This is a genomic window from Fodinibius sp. Rm-B-1B1-1, from assembly GCF_038594945.1.
Lineage (GTDB): Bacteria > Bacteroidota > Rhodothermia > Balneolales > Balneolaceae > Fodinibius > Fodinibius alkaliphilus.
Genome location: NZ_JBCFYD010000002.1, coordinates 407981 through 420196, shown reverse-complemented (window position 1 = coordinate 420196; position 12216 = coordinate 407981). Strand labels below are relative to the sequence as shown.

Below are 12216 nucleotides of genomic sequence, written 5' to 3'. Positions count from 1 at the left end.
AATTTTATCTAAAAATTACTGTTCTTGATTTGTAGAGTAATTGATACGAAGAGTTCCTGCGTCCCTAAGTTCTTCCTGGATATCTGTAACGATACCAAATTCAGTTTCGTCGTGTACACGTAATGACACAATTAAACGAGGTTCTTCTTTTAACTTATCATACATCAACTGTTGAACGGCTCCTACATCTTCAATTATAGAATCGTCAATCTGAATTTTAGTAGAACCTAATTGGTTTCCCTGTAATTTTTCAGGACCGACGTAAATATAACTTACTAACCGTTTTTGTTCGATCTTTTCGATATTTTCTGCACGTGCATAATCAATTTGTACCTGTAAGGTAACTTCGCGCAACACTGTTGTCACCATAAAGAAGATGAGCAACATAAACACAACATCAGGCATTGCTGATGTAGGGATATCCTGCTGTGTGTCGGCAGATTTCTTTTCAAAATGTCCCATAGTTATACTCTTTTATTGATTGGGCTCTGCGATTGAAATTTTCTTTGGATATTCATCCTTAACAGCTTTTTGCTCGTCACTTTCATCTTCGAGCTGGCTGTATCTTACACCGAAACGTTGCTGTGCTTCTTGATTACGTAATTCAGCATAAGCTCCCATCACCTCATCAAGCATATCTATATATACATTATAGGGGGTTGCCCTATCAGTTTTTATAGATACAATAGCTTTATCAGGCGAATCTGAGAGTTCCGGATTTTGTCCCCGATTTGTAATAAACTCCTTCACCGTTTGCTTAACTTGACTAACAGGAGTGGGTTCTTCATCTATCAATACCATTCCCTGAGAGTTAACCAGAATATTAAGCAAGTTACGCTCTTTAATGGGAGGGGGCTCTTGATTTTCTTCAGGAGCCGGAGGTAATTGAAGCCCTATACCAGTATCGACATCAATCGTAGTTACAAGCAAGAAGAAAATCAACAGAAGGAAGGCAATATCGGCCATTCCCGCACCGCCTACTTCCGGATCTTCTCTATCTCTTTTATTATCAAACATCGCTTAGCCTGTTTAAAAATTTTATAGATTAAATGTGGTACGCATTCCAGTAAGAGCTATCAACAATACCATGGCTGCCATCATAAACAACATTGTTCCAATTGCAGCTTCAGTAACTGTTCCTGCAATACCATATGCGACACCAAACACAATGAATGGGACAAGCATTGTAATAATCTTTTTAACATCTTGCTTGCCTTTCATTACGCTGCGAATACCGGAAATTAACATTCCCAGTACTCCCAGCCCCACGAGTCCTAATCCTAATCCTAATGCTATATTTACTATCATATCGTTAAACTAAATATTAAACTATTGTGTGATGAGAATATTTTGTTGCATCAAGAATTATTCAGCAGAATCACTTCCTGAAGTATCAACAATTTGCTCACCTTCTTTAAGCATTACAATAGAATCGATCAGGGTGATTGAACTTTCTTCCATCTCAGAAATCAAACGATCAATTTTAGAAACGCAGTAGTTGTAACCTACCTGAAGGATAATACCTGCAAGCAAACCAGCTGCCGTAGTTAGAAGCGCAACCTTAATACCACCTGCTACAAGAGTAGGTGAAATATCTCCAGCCTGTTCAATGGCGTCGAATGCCTGAATCATACCTACTACTGTTCCGAGGAAACCAAGCATTGGCGCAATGGCAATAAACAGTGATAGCCAAACGAGACCACGTTCAAGAAAGCTCATCTCAATAGAACCGTAAGATGAAATAGCTTTTTCAGCAGCTTCGATGCCTTCATCAACCCGCATTAATCCAGCCTGAAAAACTGAAGCTACCGGACCGCGTGTTTCAGCACAAAGTTCTTTTGCCGCCGGTACGCCGCCTTCTTGAAGTGCTTCTTGCACATCAACAATAAACTTACGTGTGTCAATATCAGCCAAGTTTAAGGTAATAATTCGCTCCAGGAAGATTGCCAATCCAAGAATCAGAGCGACGAGGACCGGCCACATAAACCCACCCTCATTACCTTCGTTAAACTTTTCTACGAGAACATTAAAAAATCCTTGGTCTACTCCTGCTTGAAGGAAAAAGAGAGCTATAGACGATGTCATACGATTACTCCGATTAAATTATATTTGTTAACTGTTAATAAGGGCTTATAAAGATTCAAAATGATAGATCATTTTGACTAAAATGTCAAAGAGTGGGAACCACATTTTTTATTAAATGAGATTTTTAAACCTATTTAACAAAATAGCACTCTAATTACAGGTTCCCAACACTTTCTTTACTGTTTTGCTGATTGAACCGTTGAAGTCCTGAATCCAAAAATCCTTTAAATTTATTTTGGTCTGCATACCCCACAAGTTGATCCATTATTTTTTCGTTTGACGGATCAAGAATCACATACGTAGGAAGCGCAACTGTTCCGGTTAATTCAAATTGAAATTTTTGATTTTCCGGACCATCAGAACCGTCGTCAGTATATAAACGCACTTGCTGCATTTTTGCAAATCGATTTTGCACCTCTTTTAAGGGAAATACATTGGCTTCCATAGCCCGGCAATTTGTACAAGTATACCCTGTGAAATCTATAAATAAAGGTTTATTTTCCTCAAGAGCCTTTTTTCGTCCTTCCTCATAGTTACTCGTCCAGTTTTCGCTATCAACAGAACTATCCGATATACCTCCTCGCTGTGCGAGCGAACTCACTACGCTGACATCCGTAGCTTGCTTGGGAGGCAACCATGCATCCCAAATACCAAGCGATGCTCCCATCAGCCCGGGGATTAAATAAAAACTAAATAGTAAGAAAGGCATGGCCAACATCAAGCGTCCGGTACTAATCTGCGACGATCTCTCATCATTATGAAGAGTATACGTACCCAGCAGATACAAGCCGGCCATTAAGAAAATAGCAATCCAAGTTGCTATAGCGAATGGTCGAGATACCAATCCCCACTCCCACACAAGATCGGCATTAGATAAAAACTTAATTGCTGCTGCAAGTTCTATAAATCCCAATAATACTTTTACAATATTCATCCATGAACCACTTTGTGGCAAACTTTCAAGCCAACGGGGAAATAATGCCAATAGAACAAAGGGGCTGGCAAATGCCGCTGAAAATCCAGCCATACCAATAATTGGATAGAACCATTCTCCCCCTGCGGTAGCAGCTAATACACCACCTACAAACGGGGCTGTACATGAAAATGAAACAGCACTTATGGTCAACGCCATAAAAAGAATACCAACGATTCCTGAACTTTCATTACTTTTTCTATTCAGCCAATTGGTAAGCTGATGAGGCAAGCGTAACTCAAATGCCCCTAATAAGCTGACTGCAAAAACAATAAGTACAAGAGCTATAAAAAGGTTGACCCACGGATTAGCAGCAAAATTGTTCGCACCAGAAGCTCCCACAAAAAGAGCCAATAAAGCCCCCAGTATTGTAAACGTAACCACAATTGCTAATCCAAACCCAAAAGCCTGACCAATTGCGGCCGCCCCCTGCCCTTCTTTTTGTTTGGAGAAAAACGAAACCGTCAATGGAATCATTGGAAATACACAAGGAGTCAATAATGCTGCAAATCCCGCTGCTAAAGCAATCCATAGAAAAGAAAAGATACCACCAGAATTATAATTGCTTGCTGCTACCTGTCCTTGTTCAGCTTGTTGATTATCCGTATTGGTTTCAGGGTCTGCACCTGTTTCGGAAAGTATTGCTGTTTCGCTACTCCCTTCTGATCCTCCTTCCTCAAAATCGGTGTAAGGATCAGTAGCTACCCCCGATACACTAATAGTGTGAGTAATAGATTTTGTTTTTGGCGGCAAGCATGATTTATCATCACATACCTGGTATAAAACCTCCAACGATATTTCCTGAGAGCCAACTAACTCTTTTTGAAATGCAAGAGGAATAGTAAAGGTTGCACTACCGGTATGCCATCCCAGTTCAGCATTAAAGTTCGGGTCCATCTCAATAGAAGGCTCACTCTCTTCAATACTTCCGGCGATAGCTAACTTTTGATCAGCAGAAGAAAATTGTGTGGGATAAGGACCAGCATCGGGATCATTAGCTATAGAATAAAGATGCCAGTCACCCTCAATCGTAGATTCTATGGTTATTTCAAAGACTTCCCCAGCCTGCACTTGGTTAGGTGCATCAACCACCTCATAAGAGACAGGATCTAACATCTGTCCCTGAACTAAAAAAGGGGATAACATCATAACGATGCTCCCCATCAAAACTTTAATAGAATAAGTGAAATTCATGTTAATAAATCATCAGTTCGCGCAGCATCGTTTATTCTTTCACTACCCAAACCTTAATTTGTGCTTTAATTTCACTAATCAGGTTTATTGTTGCAGTGTATTCACCCAACGTTTTGATATCCTGATCTATTGTAATCTTGCGCTTGTCGATTTCAATATCACGATCAGCTAATGCATCAGCAATATCTTGGGTAGTTACTGAACCGTGAATACGTTCATCTTCACCTACCTCAACAGGAATAGTAACCGACGTCGTTTCAAGTCTGTCAGCCATTTTTTGTGCGCGCTCAACCGTAAGTTCCGCACGACGTTCTGCCTGTTCTTTCATGCGCTCAACTTGCTTAAGAGCACCCTCAGTAGCCATCATAGCTTTTCCCTGAGGAATAAGATAATTGCGCCCGTAACCGGCACGCACTTCAACGATGTCGCCCGAATCACCAAGCTTGTCGACATCTTCTCGTAAAATTAATTTCATGTACTTATTAGCCATTGGAATAAAATCTTTTTTTATCGAAGGTTATCTGCTACGTATGGTAGTAATCCAAGAAAACGAGCACGTTTAATAGCTCGAGAAAGCTGACGTTGAAACTTGGCACTCGTTCCGGTTACGCGTCGGGGAAGAATCTTTCCCTGATCATTCATAAACCGCTCTAACAAGTCGGTATCTTTGTAATCAATATATTCAATACCCGCCTTGGTAAATTTGCATTCGCGGGTTTTAATATGTCCTTTTTTAGGATGTGATGGATTCTTAATCATAATCTTAAATTTCTTTTAGTGTATTATAATAGACTTATTCGTCGTCGTCCTCTTCGCCCTCGTTATCCTCGACGAAAACTTGCGGTACAGCGTTTTTGCGTTGTAGATCACGATGACGCATCATTTTAGCATCATACTTCAAGGTAAGATAGCGCATTACCTGATCGTCAATCCGGAGAGCACGTTCCAACTTCTCTATTAATTCTCCGGGCGCTGTAAAATAAGCATTTACATAGTATCCGCTTGATTTGTTGTCCATCTCGTACTCAAACTTGCGGATACCCCATTTATCAACTTCATCAACCTCACCCTCGTTATCTCGGATAAAGTCAGTGAATTTGTCGACGATCTCATCATATTGATCGTCTTCTAAGACAGGATTAAGAATATATGTTAACTCGTAATAATTTCTACTCATGTGATATGTTCCTTTGGTTGTTTCGATTGAAACAGCCGACGTGGTGACTTTCACTCGTCAGCAGGCACGCAAAAATAGGCTTTTTTGCGATTAATTCCAATCCCCTGACAAATAATATTCTGAGACTTCTCTAACTGTCTTCTGGCTAACTAATAACTGGTTATTGTCCGATAAAGTGAGTAACCCAATCACCAGCATAGTAAGAAGAAAGTAAGTTGTGCAAGTCACCAAAGGCGATTCCAAAATAAAGTGTCATAATCGCTAAAATGATGAGCGAAGATTTGAAAATAATTCCAGAACGAACCAAAGGAACATCTTTATGAGCCTCCCTGAAATACATATACACCATGGGACGCAAGTAGTAATACACGCTGGCTGCACTTGCTAACGCTAATATAACAGCCAGTGAAATAAATCCGGTTTCAATAGCAGCAGCAAATATCAACCATTTCCCAATGAATCCTACAAAGGGAGGAATGCCAGCCAGTGAAAACAGAAAGAATGAAAGTAGTACTCCCATCAGCGGCTTTTTAAAACCAAGGCCAGCATAGTTATTAACGTCCGTAAAATCCAATCCCTGTTGACGTTCGTAATAAGCAACTACCCCAAAAGCTCCAATATTCATAATAGTATAAGCCAACAAGTAAAACAGCACAGCACTATATCCTTCGGGCGTACCTACTGCTAACCCTACCAATAGATAACCAGCGTGCGCAATACTTGAGTACGCAAGCATACGCTTAATATCATCTTGAACAATCGCAATCAGGTTCCCTAATATCATTGTGATGATAGCAATAACTTCTATAACGTCGACCCAGTTTCCTGTTTCAGAGGGGATCATCTTCGATAAAACTACCAACAACGCTATAAATGCTGCTGACTTCGAAGCTGTTGCCATATAAGCCGTAATAGTTGTAGGGGTACCCTGGTATACATCCGGCGTCCACATATGGAAAGGAACAACAGATATCTTAAAAAAGAATCCAACTAACAAGAGTGCAGCGCCAGCAATAAAAATCAAATCTGAACTTGCAGCTGATGCAATCTCACCTAAATATAACGATCCGGTAGCTCCATATAAGAGGGCCATTCCATAAAGTAAGAAACCGGTAGAGAATGCTCCTAATAAGAAATATTTAAGTGAAGCTTCTGCACTGGTTTTCCGATCTTTTATGAGGCCTGCCAATACATATAGGCAGATCGACATTGTTTCTATGCCAATGAATATCATAATCAAATTATTGGCACTTGCAAGTCCCAACATCCCCGATGTTGCAAAAAGAATAAGGGCATATACTTCGCCATACTCATGATCGATGGCATTTAAATACTCTCGGGAAATCAATACACAAAACAGTGTACCAAATAATATTACACTATTCCCAAATGCCGAGACTCCTCCATAAGTAATCATCCCGGAAAAAGCTTCTCCTACCGGGCCAAACATATCCATAATAGAGACAGCCAATGCTGCAATCAACGAAAATACAGTAACTCCAAAAATAGCCCCATGATCATTTTTATAGGCATCAATAACAATACCTATAATGCCAGCTAAAGCTATTATAACTCCGGGTAAGAACGCGTTAAGGTCGTGTAAGTAATCCATGCAACTTAATTGTTATACAGTGTCTCAATTTTCTTAGCAAGCTTAACATCTTTTTCGGTCACTTTTCCACCTGCATCATGCGTGCTTAGCGAAATATTGACCGTATTGTAGACATTAAAAATCTCGGGATGATGAACCTGTTCTTCAGCTTCAAAGGCAATCCGATTAATAAAAGCTATGGCATCACGAAAATTATCGAATCCAAACTCTTTGCTCAGCTTATCATCCTCGTGTTCCCAACCAGGTAGATCGGAAAGTAATTCAGAAATTTTACTATCTGAGAGTGGTTCAGCCATTGTACTAATTGTTTTTAATTTGCGATGCTAATTCATCGGTAACATCAACATCATACAAGGTTGAAGCCCATTGTGGCAAGTCTTCGGTATTTGCTGATTGTTTAATTGCCATCCGCTTTTCATTTGATGATTCCAAGAGTTCCTGCACTTGCACTTCAGAATATTGGGTGAAGTCAGTGGGACGGATACCAATCCAAATCATAAAAATTACCAGCGGAACCAACAGCCCAATTTCACGAGCATTTAGGTCTACCAGCTTTTCATTCTTCTCATGCTTCATCGGTCCAAACATCACCCGTTGGTACATCCATAACATATAAACAGCTGCCAAGATAACCCCCAGTGCAGCAAATACTACAAATGCATTTTCGGGTAAAATTTCAGAGCTGAATGTTCCATTTAAAATCAAAAATTCTCCAATAAAACCGTTTAACCCCGGCAAGCCAATAGACGCCAGTGTAGCAATCATAAACATAACGGCAAACACCGGTACTACTTTAGCAATTCCACCGTAATCTTTAATCTGGCGGGTATGCGTACGGTCGTAAATCATCCCAACAATTAAAAATAACGCCCCTGTTGAGAGTCCGTGATTTACCATCTGAATTAGGGCTCCCTGAACTGCAATGGTATTGAAGGCAAACAATCCCAATACCACAAAACCCAAGTGACTAACGGAAGAATAGGCAACAAGCTTTTTAATATCCTTCTGCACCATCGCCACAAGCGCACCGTAAATAATACCTATTACAGCTAATGTGGCAAAATATGGTGCAAACTCAGTAAAGGCATTAGGGAAAAGCGGCAGACAAATGCGAAGCAATCCATAGGTACCCATTTTAAGCATAATTGCTGCTAATACTACCGACCCAGCTGTCGGTGCTTCGGTGTGTGCATAAGGCAACCAAGTGTGGAATGGAAATAATGGCACCTTAATACAGAATGCTAACGCAAATGACAAAAACAGATACGTTTGTTCAACCAATCCAATTTGATAGGCTTCGCTGGATAAAAACCTCCAATCTGTTGTAAATCGGAACCCGTCGATTACTGCCCCGGCATCGTATCCCGTATAAATTAATCCCACCAACATGATAAGAGAACCAACAAGAGTGTAAACAAAAAACTTAACCGTTGCGTGAATACGGTTCTTTCCACCCCAAATTCCGATGAGAAAATACATGGGAATGAGTGAGAGCTCAAAGAAAACATAGAAAACGATTAGATCTAAGGAAGCAAAAACCCCCATTGAGGCCGTTTGCAGAAGCAAGAGCATGGAATAGTATCCTGCCAAGTGCTTCTTAACAGAATCCCAGGATGATAGAATAACAATGGGTCCCATCAGAGTGGTGAGCATAAATAGTAGCAAACTCAAACCATCGAGACCAAGGAGGTACTTTATATCATAGCCTGCAATAATGCTACTACCCTCAGTCAAATATTGTACGGTCCCAGAATTGGCAACATCAAAATTAAACAGTAGTGGTAATGATAACACAAAGGTAGCCCCAGTAATGATAAGGCTAATCCATTTTGTAGCTTGATCATTACGGACCGCCAGAATTCCAGCGATTCCTAAAAGCGGTAAATATATAACTAAATTTAAAAGTAACTCCATTATTAATTCTTTTTTACAGGATCAACATACTTAGTACAAGAATAACACCTAACACCAATGCCAATGCATAGCTACTGGTAACGCCGGTTTGAATATATCGGAAAACACTTCCGAAAAGCCGGACAACCCCGCCAACCGTATTGACGACGCCATCTACAATTTTCATATCAAATTTCGCAAGTCCTTTTTCTGACCCACGTACTATCGGATGCACCACGATACCTTCGTAGAATTCATCCAGATTATACTTTTCACTCCAAGTCTCGTAGAGTGCACCAAATCGATCGGACAGTTTAGCATCAGATTCTTCTGTAGCCCCGCTCCCGTACATGCGATAAGCGATATATACACCACCCACAGCTACTATTATTGAAACGGTCATTAAAATCCATTCTATAGAATGAGATAATGCCAATTCATAATCGGCCGTCACATTATACAACCAGTTATGCAGCAGGTTAATATGTTCTTCTTGGTGTGTAAAGGTCGATAACAAGAAATTGGGTACTCCTAAAAATCCACCTACAACCGATAGTCCTCCTAATGTCCAGAGTGGGATAGTCATTGACTTAGGGCTTTCATGTAGATGTTTTTCAGCGCCCGCTGCTTCACTAATTTTCTCAGGCAGCTTAAAACTACCATTAAATGTTCCAAATGTTAGACGGAACATATAAAAAGCCGTCAAAAATGCTGTGATAATCCCAATAACCCACAAGAAGATATAAAGAGATCCAGCAAATTCTCCCATGCCGGCATTGAAGGTAAAGGCTAAAATCTCATCCTTGGAAAAGAATCCAGCCAGAGGTGGGATACCGGCAATAGCAATAGTCGCTATTAAAAAAGTCTTATAGGTTGAGGGCATATACTCCTTGAGCCCGCCCATAAATCGCATATCCTGCGGATCGAAATGCACATCCTTTCCCTCTTCCTGCAAGTCATGCTCAACATGTTCCATCGCATGAATAACCGATCCGGAACCAAGAAAAAGCAGCGCCTTAAAAAATGCGTGCGTAACAACATGGAACATCGCAGCCGTAAAAGCACCCGATCCCAACGCAAGAAACATATATCCCAACTGCGATACCGTTGAATACGCAAGAACGCGCTTAATATCATTTTGCGTGAGAGCAATAGTTGCAGCAACAATTGCTGTTAACGCACCAATTACTGCAATAATCATCATTACTTCCGGCGACATCACAAACATCGGCGACAAACGGGAAATCAAATAAATACCCGATGTTACCATGGTAGCCGCGTGAATTAATGCGGATACAGAAGTGGGGCCAGCCATCGCATCAGGTAACCATACAAATAATGGAATCTGCGCACTTTTCCCGGTAGCGCCAATAAAGACCAGCAACCCAATCCAAAACTTGTCATCAGCGGGAATGGCATCAAGACTCGAAAGGATGTTATCAAAATCCAAACTGCCCACGTGCTGGAAAGTCAAAAACATCGCAACTAAAAAGGCAAAGTCACCCACTCGATTATACCAAAATGCTTTACTACCGGCTGCGGAATTCGCCATGTCGGTATACCAAAAACCGATCAAGAGATAAGAACAAAGACCTACTCCCTCCCATCCTAAAAAGAGTAGCAACAGGTTATCGGCCAACACGAGGTTGAGCATTGCGAAGATGAAGAGGTTTAGATACGCAAAAAACTTCCAGTATCCTTCATCATGCCACATATATCCGATTGAATACATGTGGATTAAAAATCCGACCCCGGTAACCACGAGAGTCATCAAAATCGATAACTGGTCAATCTGATACGCAATATCAACGCTAAAGCTACCAACCTCAATCCAGGTAAATAACTCAGCAATAATAGGCTCAGCATTCTGTCCCATATTCATAAAAAAGTAGACCGCAATAGCAAAAGGAATAAAAACCGTAAGATTGGCAATACTTCCTATAAGTGACTTGCGCTGACGAAAGGATTTTGAGCTTAATCCCCAAAGTCCATTAACAAGAAAACCCAACAGGGGCAAAAGTATAATCAGACTTGTAAGCGTAGTAGCAGAATCCATTAAAAAAGATATTTCAGATTTGTATCCATATAAATTTTTCGGCCCAAATGTAGCCAACACCCCATGCATTAACAAGGGTAAATTCACAAGTGGCAAAGATACAAAAAAGTAAGTGAAGGTAAAGGGTAGAATTGCTGTTTAGACCCATTATATAAATAGAAAAAGACTCCCAAATAGAGAGCCTTTTTTCTACTTAATAAGACAAGCAGCTTCTACCAACGTAATAAACTTACTTTATTAATATCTACCGATAGATTATTACGGAATATGGCAATAATAATTGCTAAGCCAACTACCGCTTCGGCAGCGGCTACGGCAAGTGAGAAAAAAACCAATATTTGCCCGTCAATATTACCATAGTGACTACTAAAAGAAATAAGTGAAAGATTTACGGCATTCAACATAAGTTCAACGCACATAAAAATCACAATGGCATTCTTCCGAATTAGCACGCCTATAATCCCAATACAAAAAAGCAGAGCGCTTAGCGCTAAAAACCAATCAATACTAATCATTCGTTGCCCCAGATTTAACTTTGTGTTGTGCCACAATTAATGCTCCAACGACAGCAGCTGTCAATAAAATTGCGGTTAATTCAAATGGTAAAAGATATTCGGTAAAGAGTACATCACCTACGGCCTCAACCGTACCTACATAGGCCATATCAGATGAAACGGTAGGTAGCGTATCGGTAAAACTTCCCAAGCTATACAAGATTTGTGAAAATACTCCTACTCCGAGTAGAAAAGCCACAAAATACTTCAGTCGAAACTTGTTAAACAAGCTTTCTTCATCCTGCACGTTTAAAAGCATAATCACAAATAAAAACAGTACCATTATAGCCCCGGCATAAACCAGAATCTGAATAACAGCTAAAAATTGTGCTTTTAACAGCAAAAACAATCCTGCTAAAGACACCATATTTAAGACTAAGAAAAGAGCACTGTTAACAGTATTCTTACTAATTACCATTGCTAAAGCAGATGCAACTGCTAACACCGCTAAGAAAATAAAGAAATAAGTTATCATATCGATCTGTTTATTTTTGTGGCTTCAAAGGTAGATAAATTTAAAAACCTCATCAACTAAAATTGTGGAAATATACCATTGCCGTATGGTTGTAAATTTGGTTAACATAACCTTGGTATCTTTGCCTGTCTTTAAATAGGCGCTCACTATTTTTTATTTGAAATCAAATAGAAAAGAATCTGTAATTTCCATTTATT

The 12216-nt window shown here is 40.0% G+C and carries 14 protein-coding genes; all 14 read right to left on the bottom strand.

What is annotated here, in order from left to right; all coding sequences use genetic code 11:
* Positions 1 to 15: 15 nt before the first annotated feature.
* Positions 16 to 462, bottom strand: coding sequence for an ExbD/TolR family protein (locus tag AAFH98_RS09140; RefSeq protein WP_342522396.1), 447 nt, complete (start codon positions 460 to 462; stop codon positions 16 to 18).
* A gap of 12 nt (positions 463 to 474) precedes the next feature.
* A complete protein-coding gene (locus AAFH98_RS09135; protein ID WP_342522395.1) occupies positions 475 to 1017 on the bottom strand; it encodes a biopolymer transporter ExbD in 543 nt (180 codons plus the stop codon).
* A gap of 21 nt (positions 1018 to 1038) precedes the next feature.
* Entirely contained in the window at positions 1039 to 1308 is a 270-nt protein-coding gene (locus AAFH98_RS09130) for a hypothetical protein (RefSeq protein WP_342522394.1), read from the bottom strand.
* A gap of 57 nt (positions 1309 to 1365) precedes the next feature.
* The gene (locus tag AAFH98_RS09125) at positions 1366 to 2085 is read right to left on the bottom strand and encodes a MotA/TolQ/ExbB proton channel family protein (RefSeq protein WP_342522393.1); all 720 of its coding nucleotides are present in this window, start codon (positions 2083 to 2085) and stop codon (positions 1366 to 1368) included.
* 154 nt (positions 2086 to 2239) lie between these two features.
* Complete coding sequence (locus tag AAFH98_RS09120; RefSeq protein ID WP_342522392.1) at positions 2240 to 4207, bottom strand: protein-disulfide reductase DsbD family protein; 1968 nt, start codon at positions 4205 to 4207, stop codon at positions 2240 to 2242.
* A gap of 76 nt (positions 4208 to 4283) precedes the next feature.
* A complete protein-coding gene (gene rplI / locus AAFH98_RS09115; protein WP_342522391.1) occupies positions 4284 to 4742 on the bottom strand; it encodes a 50S ribosomal protein L9 in 459 nt (152 codons plus the stop codon).
* Between the two features lie 17 nt (positions 4743 to 4759).
* Positions 4760 to 5011, bottom strand: a complete 252-nt coding sequence (gene rpsR, locus AAFH98_RS09110) for a 30S ribosomal protein S18 (protein WP_342522390.1) — start codon at positions 5009 to 5011, stop codon at positions 4760 to 4762.
* A gap of 34 nt (positions 5012 to 5045) precedes the next feature.
* A complete protein-coding gene (gene rpsF, locus AAFH98_RS09105) occupies positions 5046 to 5429 on the bottom strand; it encodes a 30S ribosomal protein S6 (protein WP_342522389.1) in 384 nt (127 codons plus the stop codon).
* Between the two features lie 160 nt (positions 5430 to 5589).
* Positions 5590 to 7041 carry an NADH-quinone oxidoreductase subunit N gene (locus AAFH98_RS09100; protein WP_342522388.1) on the bottom strand — a complete coding sequence of 484 codons (1452 nt, stop codon included), beginning with the start codon at positions 7039 to 7041 and terminating at the stop codon, positions 5590 to 5592.
* Between the two features lie 5 nt (positions 7042 to 7046).
* Positions 7047 to 7337: a 4a-hydroxytetrahydrobiopterin dehydratase gene (locus AAFH98_RS09095; protein ID WP_342522387.1), complete on the bottom strand. Its 291-nt coding sequence runs from the start codon at positions 7335 to 7337 to the stop codon at positions 7047 to 7049.
* Between the two features lie 4 nt (positions 7338 to 7341).
* The gene (locus AAFH98_RS09090; RefSeq protein ID WP_342522386.1) at positions 7342 to 8955 is read right to left on the bottom strand and encodes a complex I subunit 4 family protein; all 1614 of its coding nucleotides are present in this window, start codon (positions 8953 to 8955) and stop codon (positions 7342 to 7344) included.
* A 13-nt stretch (positions 8956 to 8968) separates the two neighbouring features.
* The gene (nuoL, locus tag AAFH98_RS09085; protein WP_342522385.1) at positions 8969 to 10990 is read right to left on the bottom strand and encodes an NADH-quinone oxidoreductase subunit L; all 2022 of its coding nucleotides are present in this window, start codon (positions 10988 to 10990) and stop codon (positions 8969 to 8971) included.
* A gap of 212 nt (positions 10991 to 11202) precedes the next feature.
* Entirely contained in the window at positions 11203 to 11505 is a 303-nt protein-coding gene (gene nuoK / locus AAFH98_RS09080) for an NADH-quinone oxidoreductase subunit NuoK (protein WP_342522384.1), read from the bottom strand.
* The gene (locus tag AAFH98_RS09075) at positions 11498 to 12019 is read right to left on the bottom strand and encodes an NADH-quinone oxidoreductase subunit J family protein (RefSeq protein WP_342522383.1); all 522 of its coding nucleotides are present in this window, start codon (positions 12017 to 12019) and stop codon (positions 11498 to 11500) included. Before AAFH98_RS09075 ends, nuoK begins: the two co-directional genes overlap by 8 nt.
* Positions 12020 to 12216: the final 197 nt, after the last annotated feature.